The following is a 15,243-nucleotide window of genomic DNA, read 5'->3' on the forward strand; positions in this document are numbered from 1 at the left end:
GACCGGGCCGCTCAGCCGGTCATCCCCGCAGGCCGTACTCCTCGTCGAACTCGGTGGTGACCAGGAAGTGCCGCTCCTGGACCCGCACGGCGGCCGCGGAGTCCGCCGAGAACCGCTGGGGCACGGCGAGCGGCCCCTCCTGGTCCACGTCGTAGGGCTGGACCATCACGCCGCGGTTCGTGTCGAGCACCACGAGCGTGCCCTCCTCGGGGCGGACAGCGTAGGCCAGGCGCTCCCCGGCGCTGAGCAGCTGGAGCGGCTCGGAGTCCTCGTGGGTCCACTTCTCGGTGCCGTCGTCCTCGAGTCCGCGCACGGTCGTGCCGGAGACGACGACGGTGGTCTCGAGGACGTGATCGCGGGCGACGACGTTCGCGTCACGGGCGATCACGCGCCCGTCGGCGAGGTCGACGACCGCGCCGTGGGAGTCCTGGTCGGTGACCACGGCGAAGGAGGTGGTGGGGTCGATGTCGCCGAGCAGCCGTGCCCGGGACGGTTCGATGCCGGCGGGCAGCGGGATGCTCCAGAGCTCCTCGCCGTCGGCGCCGCTCGCCCGCAGCTCGGAGCCCGCCAGGTGCACGACCGTGCCCAGGTGCTCGCCGAGGATGCGGCCGCCGGCGAGGTCCTCCTCCCGCAGCAGCGGCTCCCCGGTGGCGCCGGACAGCGCCGTGCGCGGGCCTCCCTCGCCCATCGGCTGATCGGTCGGTGCCGCGTGGACCAGGCCCGGGGCGGCCTGCGGGCCGAGCGCCCCGACCGGTCCCCACAGCGGCTCGGCCGTGCGCAGGTCGTAGCCGGTGAGCGTCGTCGCGGGGAGCTCGTCCCCGGTGGCCTCGGCGAGGTCGGCGAGCACGGCCACCGGTGCGCCCTGCGGGCCCCGGGTGAGCACGAACCCGGTGCAGCTGAGCGGGCGGTCCGCCCGCCACAGCACGGTGCCGTCCTGGTCGACGGCGAGGAACCGCAGATGGGCCTCCTCCTCGCGGTAGCCGAGGAAGATGCCGTCCAGCTGGAGCGGGACGGCGGTCCAGCCGGGATCGACGACGATCATCGGGGTCATCTCGAGCGGGAGCCGCAGCTCGGTGTGCTCGACCACGTCGGCGCGCTCGCCCACCTGCACGGGTTCGGTGTGCTCGACCGGGGGCGGGGCCGTCGGTGTCTCGGGCCCGCTCTCCTCCGGGCCGCATGCGGCGAGGCCGAGCAGGCCCAGGGGCAGCGCCGCGAGGACGTCCCGGCGCCTCATGGCCGACGCCCCGGGGTGAGGGTGATGGTGGCAGGGGCGTCCTCCGCCTTCCGTCGACGGCGGTCCCACCGCCACCACAGCACGAGGGCCAGGATGCCCAGACCGGCGATCACGGCGACCTGCACGAGGGGGTCGTCGAGCCCGGCGCTGCTCGACTGCCAGCGGGCGAGGGTGCTGGTGGGCACGAGCGACGGCAGGCTGACCAGGCCGTTGGTGGCCCAGAACAGGATGCCGAGCGCGATGATCACGAGCCCCGTGACGAAGGTCGTGGTGTGCAGGCGCCGCCCCAGCAGCGTGAACTCGCGTCCGCGCAGCCTGCTGCGCCCCCGCTCCCCCAGCCGGTTCCAGACCGCCGCGAGGAGGGTCAGCGGCACCACCATGCCGGCGCCGTAGACGGCCAGCAGGATCCCGGCCAGGAACATGCTCCCCTGCCCCATGGCGAGGGTGAGCACGGCGCCGAGGATCGGCCCCGCGCAGAACCCGGCGATCCCGCCGACGGCTCCGAGCACGAAGCTGCGGGGTAGCCCGGAGCCGCGGGTGGAGCGCCGCTGGAGCCGGTCGAAGCCCGGCAGCACCCGGCCGAGGTCGAAGCCGAGGCCCAGGGCGTGCAGCGCGCCGAGCAGCACCAGCACCGCGGAGGTGAGCCCGATCAGCAGGGTGCGGTGCCCGGCCACGAGCGCACCGAGCGCCCCCACACCGATGCCGAGCGGGACCAGCGTCACCGCGAGGCCGAGGTAGAACACCAGCGCGTGCGGGAGCAGCGCCGCCCGCGAGGTCACGGTGGAGGCGAAGAATCCCGGCAGCAGGAGCGCCCCGCAGGGGCTGAGCAGTGCGAGCGCCCCGCCGAGGAAGGCGGTGAGCAGTCCGACCTCCATCTCAGCCCTCGCTCTCGGCCAGCGCCTCGTCCACCATCTGAGTGAACACCTCGGTGGGCTGCGCGCCGACGGTCGGTGTGCCGCCGATGATGAAGGCGGGGGTGGACATCGCGCCGAGCTCGATGCCCTGCTGGGCGTTCTCGGCGATCGTGGTCTCGACCTCCTCGGAGTCCATGTCGGCCTCGAACTGCTCGGCATCCAGCCCGAGCTCCTCGGCGAGCGCGACCAGGGACTCGCGGTCGAGCTCGCCGGAGGAGCGGATCTCGCCGTCCTCGAAGAGCCGGGCGTGGTACTCGGCGTGCTTCCCCTGCATAGCCGCCGCGAGGCTCGCGCGGGCGGCGCGTTCGGAGTCCTCGCCGTAGATGTTCACGTCCCGGTACTCGATCCGCAGCTCGCCGCGCTCGACGTACTCCCGCAGCTCCGGCAGGGTCTCGTCGGACCACTTCGCGCAGTAGGGGCACTGGTAGTCCGAGAACACCACCAGCACGACCGGGGCGTCGGCCGGTCCCTCGGCGAGCAGGTCGTCGGGGTCCCTGCCCTCCTCGGAGCTGAGATCGGGAGCGGCCACCGACTCCGGGTGCTCGACGGCCGCCGGAGCGTCGGCGCTCGGGGTGCCGGTCGCACCGCCCTGAGCGGGCGGCTCCGACGGGTCCTGCTGCATCCAGAACACCCCGATGATCAGGGCGGAGACGGCGACCACGATCCCCAGCGGGACCGCCCAGCGACGTAGGACGCCGCCGAGTGCGGACGGCGTCGTTTCGGATCGGTCGGCGCGGGCCATGGTGCCTCCGGTCGGGTCGGGAGAACGGTCGAGCGCCACTATTCCACATAGTTACTATGGGTGATAGTAATCAGTGGGGTGATCCGTGCCGCCCCCGCGGAGGTGCGCGGACGCGGTCAGCGGGCCCGTCAGCCCTTCATGCCCGAGTGGGCGAGCCCCTCGATCACGCGGCGCTGCAGCACGATGAACAGGATCATCAGCGGCAGCATCGCCATGAAGCTCGCCGCCATCATCACCGGGTAGTCGGTGGTGAACTGGCCCTGGAGGCTGGACAGCCCCACCGCGAGGGTGGTGCGGTCGTCGTAGGTCGCGACGATCAGCGGCCACATCAGGTCGTTCCAGGAGGCGAGCGCCGTGAGGATCGCGACCGCGCTCAGCGCCGGGCCGGACAGCGGGAACATGATCCGCCAGAAGGTCTGCCAGGGGCTGGCGCCGTCGAGCCGTGCCGCCTCCTCGAGGGAGCGCGGCATGCCCAGGTAGTGCTGACGCATCAGGAAGGTGCCGAAGGCGCTGAAGATGCCCGGTGCCGCGATCCCGGCGACCGTGTTGAGCCAGCCCAGCTCCTGGATGATGTCGTACTGCGGGATGAGGTAGATCTGGTACGGGACCATCAGGATCGACAGCACCAGCGCGAACAGCAGGTTCTTCCCCCGGAACTCCATCCGGGCGAAGGCGTATCCGGCCAGCGCGCACAGCAGCAGCTGGCCGATCACGCGTGCGCCGGTCACCGCCGCCGTGTTCAGGAACTGGTTCCAGAACGGCACCTGCTCGAACACCGCGGGATAGTTCCCCCACTGCGGCTCGGCCGGCAGCCAGCTCGGCGGGACCGAGGTGACCTCGGCCTGCGTGGACAGCGACATGCTCAGCTGCCACAGGAACGGGAAGACCATCACCAGCCCGCCGAGCAGGAGCACCAGGTGGGTGCCCCAGCGGGGCCGCGCGGTCCGGGTGCGGCGCTCACTCATAGTGGACCCACCTCCTCTGCATCCGGAACTGGGCCAGCGTGAACACCCCGATGATCAGCAGGATCAGCAGCGCGATCACCGAGGCGTAGCCCTGGTCGTTCTGTCGGAACGCCTCGGAGTAGAAGAGGTAGACGAGCGACTGCGTGTCGGCCATCGCGGGGTTGGCCTGCCCCATCATCGCGAACAGCAGGTCGAACAGCTGGAAGCCGTTGATCGCCGTGATGATGGTCAGGAAGAAGATGCTCGGGGTCAGCAGCGGCACGGTCACGGAGCGGAACTGCCGCAGCGCGCTCGCGCCGTCCAGCTGCGCGGCCTCGTACAGCTCCGACGGGATCCCCTGCAGTCCGGCGGAGAGGATGATGATCGCCAGCGGCAGGCTCGCCCACAGGCCGACGATCGACACGGCCAGCAGCGCCCACCAGGGCGCCGTGATCCAGTAGGGGCCCTCGATCCCGACGAGCGAGAGAGCCCAGTTGACGACCCCGAACTCCTGGTTGAAGATCATCCTCCACACGAGCGCGACCGCGACCGGCATCGACACGGCCGGGAGGAAGAACAGCACCTGGTAGAAGCGCGTCAGCCGCAGGCCCTTCTGGTTCATGAGCGAGGCGACGCCGACGGCGATCGGGATGCCCAGCAGCACGATCGCGGTGTAGATCGCGGTGTTCAGCACGGCGCGGGGGACGAAGGTGTCCGACAGCAGCGCGCGGTAGTTCTCCAGCCCGGCGAAGCTGCGGTCGCCGAAGGGGCCGAAGCTCGAGAAGGAGTTCAGGAACGTGGCCAGGATCGGCCAGAAGTAGAAGACGATCACCCCGATCATCAGCGGGGCGAGGAACACCAGCGGCCACAGGCCGTCGCGCGAGCGGCGTCGGCGCGAGGTGTCGTGCGAGGTGTCATGACTCATCGGCGAGCACTCCGTCCATGCGCTCGGCGAGCTCCGCGGCCGTGGCCTCGAGCCGCCCGTCGCCGCCGAGGATCTTCGGGAACAGCAGCTCCTCGAGCTGCAGCCACGCGCTCGTGTTCTGGCTGGCGGGATAGGCTCGGGCGGTCTCCGCCGCGTCGACGAACACGTCCAGCGAGAACTCCGGGATCGCCTCGACGTAGGCGTCGTTCGTGCCGAGGAACGCGGGGTTGGCCGCGCCCGCCTCCGCCTGGATGCGGTGCGCCTCCTCGGAGCCGAGGAACGCCAGGAACGCCGAGGCCGCGGGCTTGTGCCGGCTGCGCGCGGACATGGCGCACCCGATGCCGTGGATGACGTTGGCCTCCTCGGCGCCGTGGATGAGCGGCGCGACCCCCAGCTGCTCGCGCACCGGGGAGTCCTGCAGGAGCGCCGCCTCCCAGTTCCCGGACAGGTACAGCGCCGCGCGGCCGTTCGAGAACAGGTCCTTGGGCTGGTTCTCGGCGGTGTAGCGCACGTCGGGCGCGATCCCGTCGCGGATCATCCCGTCGAGGAACCGGAACGCCTCGATCGCCGCGGGCTCGCCGTAGCCGGAGCGGGTCTTGTCCTCGGAGAGGACGTATCCGCCCGCCTGCATGATCAGCGGGTAGATCATGGCCTGGTTCGCGACCCCGCCCGGGTTGCCCCAGATCTGCTCGCCGCCCAGCGCCCGGGTGACCGCCTCGGAGGCGTCGCGGTACTCGTCCCAGGACCAGCTGCCGGTCGGCTCGTCCACACCGGACCGGTGCAGCAGGTCCCGGTTGAACCACAGGGCGATGGTGTCGAAGTCCTTCGGCACCGCATAGGGCGTGCCGTCGTAGGTGTACAGCTCCACGAGGTTCGGCGGGTAGTTCGCCGGGTCGAAGCCCTCGAGCTCGCTGAGGTCCTGCAGCATCCCGTGGGAGGCGTAGAGCTCGAAGTTCGGGCCGTTGATCCAGAACACGTCCGGCAGGTCGTCGCCCTGCGCCTGGATGCGGAGCCGTTCGAAGTAGGGGCCGAAGGCCGTGGTCGAGATGCTCACGCCGATGCCCGGGAAGTGCTCGTGGAAGGCGTCGACGATCTCGAGCATGGCCGGCTCCTGCGCCTTGTCCCAGATCCCGAAGGTGATCTCGTCCTCGGTGTCGGGGGTCGCCGGCGGGCCGATCGCGGGATCGACCTCGGGGTCCGACGAGCATCCGGCGAGCGCCGCCGCGCCCGCCGCCCCGGCCAGACCGAGGAAGGTTCGTCTGGAGGTCACGTGAACTCCTTTGTCCGACAGATCACACGAGCGTCCACGTTAACCCATTCACTCGGCGTTCCGCGCGATGTGGAGGGCCTGCGCGATGAGCACGCCCTGCAGCGGGAGCCGCCCGTACGCGATCGCCCGACGGCGCGGCCGGGCACGGCGCCAGTCGTACGCCATCTGCACGTTCGCGGGGAACACCGCGACGAACAGTGCCGCCGCCGCGGCTCCTCCCAGGCGCCTGGTCCTGGGCGCGGCCAGCAGCCCCGCCACGGCGAGCTCGGCGACGCCCGAGGCATAGGTGTATCCGCGTGCGGGTCCCGGCAGCGCGGGCGGGACGATCGTGTCGAAGGGCTCGGGCCGGAGCATGTGCAGCGTCCCCGCCCCGGCGAGCAGGGCGCCGAGGAATCCGGCGGTGCGGCGGCCGCGGCTCATGCGCCTGCTCCCACGGCGGGCAACAGGCAGAGCTCGTTCCCGGAGGGGTCGCGGAACACGCGCCAGGGCAGCTCGCCCCAGTCCGGGAAGAACTCCTCACCGCCCCGTGCGGAGATCCCGGCCGCGACGGCGTCCGGGTCGTCCTCCGGCTCGAGCCGCACGTCGAGGTGGATCGGGTTCTTGGCCCCGGGCTGCTTCGGCGCCGGCTCCGGGCACAGCTCGAGCAGGGGTCCTCGTCCCGAGGGGTGGCGCAGGGTGCGCGGCGCGACGCCCGGCGCGGGCGTCCAGCCGCTCAGCCAGGCCCAGAACTCCGCATCGCGGGCAGGGTCGGCGGAGTCCAGCGGCAGTGCCGCGATCGGCCCCGTGCCCACGTATGCTTCACGCTCCTCCATCACGCAGAACGCCCCGCCCTCGGGGTCGGCGAGCACGATCCACGGCACCTCGCCCTGCCCGATGTCGAGGTCGCTCGCGCCGAGCTCCCGCAGCTTCTGTGCGATCTGCTCCTGCGCGGCGCCGCCGCGGAGGTCGAGATGGAGCCGCTGCGGGGCCACGTTGCGTGCCGGGACGCGGGCGAAGCACAGGTCGAGGTAGGCGTCGCCGTCGATGCTCAGCCTGGTCTCGAAGATGTCGGGCGCATCGGTGAGGGTGGTGGTGCCGAGGGCCGCCTCCCAGAAGCGGCCCAGGCGCTGCGGGTCCAGGGCATCGATGCCAAGGTTCTCGAGGAACATCCCGCCACCCTATGGCCGCCCCGGCTCAAGCGGGAAGGACGGTCAGGTCGCGTCGCCCCTCACTCGCCCTCCTCGCCGAGGACGTCGGCTCGGGCGCCCCTTATCCAGTACCCATGTGGAACGTCGGGGTCGTCGAGGATGACCAGCACGTCGTCCCCATCCGCGCGCACGTGAACATCAGGGAAGCGCCCCTCCTGCCCTGGCAGCATCGTCGCCTGCCAGCTCTCGCCCCCGTCGAGGCTCGCCCACAGGCAGGCCCCGATCCCCGTCTCGCCGGCGTCGTCCTCGCTGCCTGCGGGCACGTCGATCCACCCTCCCGCGAGCAGCGCCCCCTCCCCCAGGTCCAGCGCCGGGCCCCGCCTGCCGCGGTCGTCGGCGCGGTAGGTCTCCGTGAGGGCGCCGTCCGCCGTCAGGCTCCAGCGCCCCGTACGTCCCGCCACGGAGCCATGGACCCCGTCCTCGCCGATCCCTGCGATCGAGTCGCCGCGCACGGCGCCGTCGAGCGGCACGGTCCGCCAGGTCTCCCCGTCCTGGACGAAGGTCACCGGGCTCCACTCGTCCAGGGCATCGATCACGGACCCCAGGCCGATCAGGACACCATCGACGGAGGTCATCACATCGACATGGGCGCCGAGCGCGGCCTTCTCCGGCTCCGGATGGTCCGGCACGGGAGGCGGAACGGCCTCCCAGGCGATCCCGTCGGTCGAGCTGTACAGCCTCGGGGTCAGCACCGAGGGACCCCCGTCTTCAGGGAAGATCCACTCAGCGACCGGCAGGTAGTGCACGCCGTCGACCGTGCTCGCCTCGCCCACCGCCACGTCGTTTTCGGACCGAGGGAGTCCCGTCACGCTCTGCCACGTGCTGTGATCGGTGCTCGCCTCGACGGCGAACCCGGGTTCAGCCAGGGGATCGCCCACCGGTACGACCCCCGTGCACAGCGTCAGATCCCCGTCGAGCCGATGGATGTGCACGGACCGGGGCTTGGCGGTCCCGAGCAGGGACTCGTTCCGTCGTACGAGCTGGTCGCCCTCGCCAGCTCCGAAGGCCGTGCCGTAGGTCGGAGACCGCCAGTTGATCTGCTCAGCGCCTCGGTCGATGGTGGAGGTGGTCCAGGTGATCCGTCCGGCGAGCCCCGTGCCGGTCGCCGCCGAAGCGACCGAGAGTCCCCGCGCCGGATCGACCCGCAGCCCTGCCTCCTCACTGCTTCCCGCCTCCTGGACGTACACCCGGCCGTTCTCCCGGAAGATCGTCCCGGTCGCATCCCCGACCGCCTCGAGAACATAGGCCGGGACATACTCCTTCGGCTCTCCAGCCGACCAGGTGCCGTCGGCGTCGCGGCGGAGCATCCGCATGTCATCACCCCACCAGGTCGGGACGCTGATCTCCGATCCGTCCGGCGAGCGCACCGGGCGACCTGCCGAGAGGTCGGTGAAGTCGATGGGGGTGTCGGGGTCGAGTTCGCCACGGCCGTCGTGCTGATGGAAGTTCTCCAGCCCCCACCGCGGCAAGGGAACCTCTTCGGCGTGCAGGCCCTCCGCACCGGCACCCGTCCACGCCGCCGCGCGAGAGGTGCGGGTGTGCTCGTCCCAGTCGACCGCCGTTCGCCATGACCCGACGAGCACGAACGCGCCGTCCTGCGCGAAGATGGCATGCACCGACTTCTGGTCCGCGTCGCCGGGCAGCGGCGTCGGGGCGCTCCACGTCACGCCGCCGTCGGACGAGGAGACGACGACGGCCGCTTCCTCCGAGGTCCCCTTCCGATCGATGGCCACGAGGACCGCATCGTCTGCACGACCGACCGCCTGCACGGACCACTTCTGCCCCTCGGGCACCGGGACCGGGGTGAGGGCAGTCGCCGCCCCATCGTCCGAGACGTCCCAGACCTGCAGCTCACCGTCCCGCTGCGAGGTCGCGACGAGTCCGTCGCCCGCTGCGACGAGGGCGGCGCCGATCCCGCCGTCCACGTCCACGCTCCCCCATTCCACCAAGTCCGTCGACGTGTGCATGACCGTGCGCCGCGCGGCATCCACGACGCGGCTCGCGTAGACCCGCACCGTCTTCCCGTGCCCGTCGATGACGAGGCCCGTGGTGAGCGGATCGATCGGGACGGCGACACCCTCCGGCTCCTCGAGCGTCACCGCCCGCAGATCGGCCTCGAGCGCTCTCTCACGATGCACGAGCATCGCCATCGGCCGTTCCGAGCTGGGAGAGATCCCCCAGTCCTCGCGGTAGACAGGCATCTCGGGCTGCAGCTCAGCGGCGGTGGTCATCGGCGCCAGCGTCACCGTGGCACGGGGCGTGCTCCACGGCAGGCTCACTCCGTCGCACCCCGCGAGCCCGAGCGTGCCGAGCAGCGCCCCGGACAGCAGCAGCGAACGACGGGACGGACGGAGCACGGGACACGCAGCAGTCATGCGCACACCCGACCACACTTCCGACAGGGCACCTCGAGTTCTCCACACTCCGCAGGTCAGAGCCTCGAACTCGTCGGCCGGAATTCGCTGGCCCGGCAGCGCCGCCCCGCATAGGCTCACCCCATCGCCGCGCCTCCCGGGCCGGCCCTGAGGGAAGGAGGACCAGATGAGCGTCACCGTGCTGACCCCTGCCGTCCTCCCCTCCCTCGCGCACCGCTGAGAGCGGGCGCCCTCCCTCAGGAGACCCTGACATGACCACGTCCTTCGACCCGGACGGCTTCTTCGCACGCTCGATGTACTCCCTCTCCCTCGCCGAGCTCGACGAGGACCAGCGCTGGTCCACCTGGCCCGAGACCGCCCACACCCTCGACCGCGGCCCGCAGCCCTTCCCCGACTGGGTGGTGCAGCACGACGGCGCGATCGACACCGAGCTCGGCATCCTCAAGACCGGCAAGGAGGCCGACGCCTTCCTCATCGACCGCGCCCTGCCCGCCGAGCAGCTGACCGGCGCACCCGGCGAGGCGTCGCTCCTGGTCGCCAAGCGCTACCGCGACCCCGACCAGGTCACCTTCCACCGCTCGAGCGCCTACGCCGAAGGACGCCGCGGAAAGGACTCCCGCGAGGCCCGTGCGATCGCGAAGGGCACCGCCTTCGGCAAGCAGGTCGCGGCCGGCCAGTGGGCACGCGCCGAGTTCGACGTGCTCGGCCGGCTGTGGGAGGCCGGGCTGCCGGTCCCCTATCCGGTGCAGATCCTCGGCACCGAGCTGCTGATGGAGTTCATCGGCACCGACGACGAGCACGGCGCGGTCGCCGCGCCCCGTCTCCAGGAGACCTCCCCCGATCCCGCGACCGCCGAGCGCTGGGCGCGCCTGATGCGGGAGGCGGTGATCGACCTGGCCGCCCTGGGCCTCGTCCACGGCGACCTCTCGCCCTACAACGTACTGGCCGACTCGCGCCTGGCGGATCCGGATCCGGTGATCATCGACGTCCCGCAGACCATCGACCTGATCGCGAACCCGCACGGCACCGAGTTCCTGCGCCGCGACTGCCGCACCATGTGCACCTGGCTGCGCTCGCAGGGCGCCCCGCCGTCGGCCGCCGATCCCGAGGAGTGGGTCGCCGCGGCCTGGCGCGGGTGGGAGGTGCGCTGACCGCTCACCCCCGTCGGCCGAAGGGCCACCACCGCCGGCGCCGGGCCGGCGGCGCGGCACCCGGCGGGGAGGGGGCCGCCGGCACGGCGGGACCCGCTGCCCGCACCTCCTGCCAGCGCGCGACCGCGTCGTCCCCGTCCCACGCCGGCGCGAGCATCTTCTGGAAGGGGTTCGCGCGCCGGTCCTCGTGGACGCGCTCGGTGAAGTCCGCGGCGTACTCTCGCACGGCCTTCTCGTCAGGCAGCGCGGCGAGGGTCTCGTCGCGGCGCTCGTACTCCTTGCGCAGCAGCACCACGACGGGCAGCAGCGCCTCGGAGTCGATGTCGCCGCTGGCGATGCGCTGGTTCACCCACCAGTCGGGGTCATCGGTGACCGGCAGGTCCAGCGGCTTCCCGGCGCCGGGCAGGTCGTCGAAGTCACCGCGCCGCGCGGCCGCCTCGATCGCCGACTCGACCCTGGCGACGTCCGGGTCCCTCCACGGCGTGCTCACGAGCCCTCGGCGAGCTCCGCGAGGCGGTCGATCGAGGCCATGAGCTTCTCCGGCGTCATCTGCCGCGCCTTCGCGAGACGCGCCTCCTGCGAGGCGGGCAGGTCGGAGAAGTCGTAGACGTGGGTGACCAGGGTGCGTCCGTCCTCGAGCGGCTCGAGGACCCAGCCCCACTGGTGGCCCGCCGGCTGCTCCCCGTGGGGCGCGGGGCGCCAGGCGATCTCGCGACCCTCGACGAAGGCGACGACGTGGTTGTCGCGCACCCCGCCGCCCTGGTTGGTCATGACGAACACGTCGCCGACTGCGCGGACCCGCTGGCCGGCCTCGGCGCCTGCGAGGTTGTCGTTGCCGTCCCAGCGCGGCTGCTCGGCCGGGTCGGCGATGAGGTCGAAGAGGGCGGCGGCGGGGGCGGCGATCTCGCGGGAGGCCGTCACGACGGCGTGGGCGTTCATGGCTCCATCGTGCCATCACGCGGGGCGGTGTCGTCGAAGACGTCGATCGACCCGGCATAGTTCGCGACCCACACCCGGCCGTGGGTGGGCTCGTAGGTGATGCCGATCGGGTTCTGGCCCACCTCGACCGTCTGGATCTCCTCGAGCGTCTCGGCATCGAACTTCGTCACCGTGTTCGCGTAGTAGTTCACGACGTACAGGGCGAGCCCGTCGGGCGAGATCGCCATGGTGCGCGGCTCCCGGCCGGTGGCGACCTCGCGCAGCACCTCGCCGGTGGCGGTGTCGAGCTCGAGCAGCCGATCGTTCCCGGACTCGGTGAGGTACATGCGGGACGCGTCCGGGGAGAGCACCAGGTGGCGGGGCTTGCGGCCGGTCTCGAGCACGAGCTCGCTCTCGCCGGTCTCGAGGTCCACGCGATACAGCTCGTCGGCGTACATCGCCGTGACATAGGCGGTGCGGTTGTCGGGCAGCACCACGGAGCCGCGCGGCGCGGAGTCGACGGGGATCTGCCGGATCTCCTCGCCCTTGTCGAGGTCGACGACGGAGACGCTCGAGTCGCACCAGTTCGAGACCAGCGCGACGGAGCCGTCGGACGAGAGGGAGATGAACTTCGGGACCCGCCCCACCTCGATGACCTGGTCCCATTCCTTCGTCTCGAGGTCGAGGCGGTAGACGGCGCTGTTCCCGATCGCGTCGCCGGCGGCGCAGTCGTCGGTCGCGGTCTCCCCCGCCCCGGGTCCCTTGAGCGAGTACTGGGAGACGTAGGCGAACCTCCCGTCGGGCGAGAACACCGCCTCGACCGGCGCGCCCGTCGTCTCCCCGGCTCTGTCCGGGAACCCGAACTCGGCGAGGTCCACGGTGTCGGGGACCGTCGCGGCGAGCTCGAGGCTGCTCGCGTCGTACAGCGTCGAGGTGTGGTTGTACATCATGTTGTTCGCGATGACGTCCCCGGCCGGGCTCGCGACCACGGACTTCGGCGAGATGTCCCCGGTGATCCGGTCGCGGTGCACGAGACGGGTCGTGTTCGAGGGGTCGCCGATCGGATCGTGCACGGCCGCCTCGGCGGGAGAGGCGGCGTCATCGGGACGCAGCATCGAGGTGCCGAGCCCCGTGACGGCCCCGCCGGCGAGCACGAGCGAGAGGATCGCCATCGCCACGGTGAACTGGTGCGAGCTGCGGCCGCGGCTCGGCGGCTTCCTGCGATGCTTCGCCTCCACGGCTCCCCCTGACCGCTCTGCCCGATTCCTCAGGCATGAACCTACGGGGCGGAGCAGGGCGATGGGGTCAGGCGCGCTCGGCAGGCGTGTCGCTCAGCCCGTCCGCCTGCCCTGCATCACGACCTCGTGGAAGAGCAGCTCGTACCCGAGCTTCTCGTTGACCTGGATCATCCACGGGTTCACGTGCGAGTTCCAGGTGACCAGCGAGCGCAGCTGCGGGGCGCGCTCGGCGAGCTGGCGGTGGGTGGCGACCTTGAGCCCGAGGCCCAGCCGGTGCCCGCGGTGCTCGGGCATGACCAGGGTGTTCTCCTGATAGCCGAGGGTGCTGCCGGGCGCCTCGTGCACGTGCACCTCGGAGTTGCCGACGAACTCGCCGTCCGGCGCGACAGCCACCGCGACGATCCGGATCGTGCCCGCCTCGCGCATCCGCCGCTCGCTCACGCGGATCCGCTCGGGGGTGTACTCGGCGGGCTCGTGCTCGACCTCCTCGTCGGGCTCGTCGATCTCGAGCTGGGTGAGCAGGCGGCCGTAGGCGCTCAGGTGCTCCTCGGGGATCTCCCCGACCCACTGCTCGATCCGGTACTCGCCGCGCTTCCGGACCGACTCGGCCTCGAGCGCATCGAGCCGGTCGGGGTCCAGCGGCAGCCGCAGCGCCCGGCACACGGCGAGGTTCTTGCGGGTCACGCCCAGCCGGGCGGCGATCCGGTGCACGGGATGGGCGGGATCCTCCGGGTCGACGCCCGCCTCGATCTCGCCGTACGCCTCGACGAGCGTGCGGCCGGACTGCGCGATCGCGGGCAGCAGCGCCTCCTCGACCAGCGCGGTCGCGATGCCCTGACCCCGGTGCGCGGGATGCACGGCGACGCCGACGGAGATCGACTCGAGGTTCTCCTGCTGCGGCGTGAAGGTCATCGCGCGGCCGACGAGCATCTCCCCGCCCTCGAGCGTCTCGGCGAGGGCGATCCAGCGCCGCACCGACCAGTACGGGGTGTCCTCGAGGCCGGCGCGCAGCTGCGCGAGGCTCTCCTCCTGATGACCGCCGTAGACATGGTCGTCGAGCGCCTGCTCGAGGGCGCGGTACTGCTCGAGCTCCACGTCGGAGGAGGCGTCCAGGGGACGGATCGTCAGCTGCATGCGCGCAGTCCACCACGGCGCGGGACCACCGGTCGACGGAATATCCTCGTGCCTCCTTGACCCTCCCCTCGGGGCAGGGCCCAGCGTGGTCCGCGCCGGGACGGACCCGGTGCCCGAGACCGGGCGAGGCACGACGGAGGAACGCATGGACGAGAGCCTGCTGAGCATCGGGGAGCTGGCCGCACGCAACGGCCTGAGCCCCAAGGCGCTGCGGCTGTACGACGAGTCGGGGCTGCTGGTGCCCCGCCGCGTCGACCCCTCGACCGGCTATCGCTCCTACGGGACCGACCAGGTGGGCCGGGCCCGCCTGATCGCCGCCCTGCGGGGGCTCGGGATGGGGCTCGCCCGGATCCGGGTGCTGTGCGACCTGGACGGCGTGGCCGCCGCGACGGAGCTGCGCTCCTGGTGGCGGCAGGAGGAGGCCGACGCCCTCTCCCGCGCCGTCGCCGTCGGCGACCTCGCCTCGTCGCTCGGGCAGCACCCCACGGAGGACGCCGTGACCACCACGACCACCCCTGCTCGCAGCGCCTCGGCGCTGCACATCGGCCTCGAGCGCACCGCCCAGGAGGACGCGGTGCTGGTCCGGGCCCTGCCCGGCCGCCGCACCCTGCTCGCGGCGGCCGACGGATTCCATGACGCCGACGACCTCGCCGCACGGATGCTCTCGGCGTTCGCCGACGCCCTGGTCGAGACCCCGTCGGCCGACGTGCTGACCGCCCTCGAGACCGCCTGGACCGCCGCCGAGGCGCTGGTGCCGACGGACGGCGGCGCCGGCTCGACCCTCACCGCTGCGGTGCTCGACGGGGATCGCCTGCACATCGCCCACCTCGGCGACACGCGCGCGATACTCGTGCGCGCCGGCCGGCTCGAGCACGTCACGCAGGACCACACGCAGGTGCGCTCCCTGCTCGAGGCGGGCCGGCTCTCCCCCGAGGAGGCCGCCTCCCATCCGGATCGGCGGGTGCTGAACCGGGCCCTCGCCGCAGGTGCGCCGTCGGCCCCGGACCTGCTGGTGCGGCAGCTGGAGCCCGGCGATCTGGTGCTCGTCACGTCCGACGGGCTGCACGCCGTGGTCGACCCGTCGGCCCTCGCCGAGGCGCTCACCGGCGAGGAGGAGCCCGAGGCGCTCGCGCAGCATCTGATCGACCTCGCCCTCGACGCCGGCGGCCCGGACAACGTGGCCGTGGCACTGGCCCGGGCGTGAACCGGGC

At 72.1% G+C, this 15,243-nt stretch carries 15 protein-coding genes; 2 read left to right on the forward strand and 13 right to left on the reverse strand.

Going from position 1 to position 15,243, the window contains the following annotated elements; all coding sequences use genetic code 11:
* Nucleotides 1-19: 19 nt before the first annotated feature.
* The 9 genes from DS079_RS03720 to DS079_RS03760 all read right to left on the reverse strand — a co-directional run bounded on the left by DS079_RS03720 (nucleotide 20) and on the right by DS079_RS03760 (nucleotide 9,591).
* Entirely contained in the window at nucleotides 20-1,234 is a 1,215-nt protein-coding gene (locus DS079_RS03720; protein ID WP_126984911.1) for an outer membrane protein assembly factor BamB family protein, read from the reverse strand.
* Entirely contained in the window at nucleotides 1,231-2,109 is an 879-nt protein-coding gene (locus tag DS079_RS03725) for a cytochrome c biogenesis CcdA family protein (RefSeq protein ID WP_126984913.1), read from the reverse strand. Before DS079_RS03725 ends, DS079_RS03720 begins: the two co-directional genes overlap by 4 nt.
* A 1-nt stretch (nucleotide 2,110) precedes the next feature.
* Nucleotides 2,111-2,890 carry a DsbA family protein gene (locus DS079_RS03730; protein ID WP_126984915.1) on the reverse strand — a complete coding sequence of 260 codons (780 nt, stop codon included), beginning with the start codon at nucleotides 2,888-2,890 and terminating at the stop codon, nucleotides 2,111-2,113.
* A gap of 128 nt (nucleotides 2,891-3,018) precedes the next feature.
* Nucleotides 3,019-3,855 (reverse strand): carbohydrate ABC transporter permease, encoded by an 837-nt coding sequence (locus DS079_RS03735; protein ID WP_126984917.1) that lies wholly within the window; start codon nucleotides 3,853-3,855, stop codon nucleotides 3,019-3,021.
* Nucleotides 3,848-4,759 (reverse strand): carbohydrate ABC transporter permease, encoded by a 912-nt coding sequence (locus DS079_RS03740; protein WP_126984919.1) that lies wholly within the window; start codon nucleotides 4,757-4,759, stop codon nucleotides 3,848-3,850. The genes DS079_RS03735 and DS079_RS03740 overlap by 8 nt, the downstream gene beginning before the upstream one ends.
* The gene (locus tag DS079_RS03745) at nucleotides 4,749-6,029 is read right to left on the reverse strand and encodes an ABC transporter substrate-binding protein (protein WP_126984921.1); all 1,281 of its coding nucleotides are present in this window, start codon (nucleotides 6,027-6,029) and stop codon (nucleotides 4,749-4,751) included. Before DS079_RS03745 ends, DS079_RS03740 begins: the two co-directional genes overlap by 11 nt.
* Before the next feature lie 48 nt (nucleotides 6,030-6,077).
* Nucleotides 6,078-6,449, reverse strand: a complete 372-nt coding sequence (locus DS079_RS03750; RefSeq protein WP_126984923.1) for a DoxX family protein — start codon at nucleotides 6,447-6,449, stop codon at nucleotides 6,078-6,080.
* Nucleotides 6,446-7,177 carry a VOC family protein gene (locus DS079_RS03755; RefSeq protein WP_126984925.1) on the reverse strand — a complete coding sequence of 244 codons (732 nt, stop codon included), beginning with the start codon at nucleotides 7,175-7,177 and terminating at the stop codon, nucleotides 6,446-6,448. Before DS079_RS03755 ends, DS079_RS03750 begins: the two co-directional genes overlap by 4 nt.
* Nucleotides 7,178-7,236: 59 nt before the next feature.
* Entirely contained in the window at nucleotides 7,237-9,591 is a 2,355-nt protein-coding gene (locus DS079_RS03760) for a sialidase/neuraminidase family protein (protein WP_126984927.1), read from the reverse strand.
* A 251-nt stretch (nucleotides 9,592-9,842) separates the two neighbouring features.
* Between DS079_RS03760 and DS079_RS03765 the strand changes: the two genes are divergently transcribed.
* A complete protein-coding gene (locus DS079_RS03765; protein ID WP_126984929.1) occupies nucleotides 9,843-10,742 on the forward strand; it encodes a serine protein kinase RIO in 900 nt (299 codons plus the stop codon).
* 4 nt (nucleotides 10,743-10,746) lie between these two features.
* Here DS079_RS03765 and DS079_RS03770 read toward each other — a convergent pair whose 3' ends face one another.
* The 4 genes from DS079_RS03770 to DS079_RS03785 form a co-directional block, all read right to left on the reverse strand.
* Entirely contained in the window at nucleotides 10,747-11,232 is a 486-nt protein-coding gene (locus DS079_RS03770) for a DnaJ family domain-containing protein (RefSeq protein WP_126984931.1), read from the reverse strand.
* Nucleotides 11,229-11,681 (reverse strand): SRPBCC family protein, encoded by a 453-nt coding sequence (locus DS079_RS03775; RefSeq protein ID WP_126984933.1) that lies wholly within the window; start codon nucleotides 11,679-11,681, stop codon nucleotides 11,229-11,231. Before DS079_RS03775 ends, DS079_RS03770 begins: the two co-directional genes overlap by 4 nt.
* Nucleotides 11,678-12,898 (reverse strand): YncE family protein, encoded by a 1,221-nt coding sequence (locus DS079_RS03780; RefSeq protein ID WP_126984935.1) that lies wholly within the window; start codon nucleotides 12,896-12,898, stop codon nucleotides 11,678-11,680. The genes DS079_RS03775 and DS079_RS03780 overlap by 4 nt, the downstream gene beginning before the upstream one ends.
* 93 nt (nucleotides 12,899-12,991) lie before the next feature.
* Complete coding sequence (locus DS079_RS03785) at nucleotides 12,992-14,032, reverse strand: GNAT family N-acetyltransferase (RefSeq protein ID WP_126984937.1); 1,041 nt, start codon at nucleotides 14,030-14,032, stop codon at nucleotides 12,992-12,994.
* Between the two features lie 145 nt (nucleotides 14,033-14,177).
* On the opposite strand from DS079_RS03785, the gene DS079_RS03790 reads away from it, so the two are divergent.
* Entirely contained in the window at nucleotides 14,178-15,236 is a 1,059-nt protein-coding gene (locus DS079_RS03790) for a MerR family transcriptional regulator (protein WP_126984939.1), read from the forward strand.
* Nucleotides 15,237-15,243 lie beyond the last annotated feature (7 nt).

Origin of the sequence: Brachybacterium paraconglomeratum (assembly GCF_003994255.1) — a bacterium.
Lineage (GTDB): Bacteria > Actinomycetota > Actinomycetes > Actinomycetales > Dermabacteraceae > Brachybacterium > Brachybacterium conglomeratum.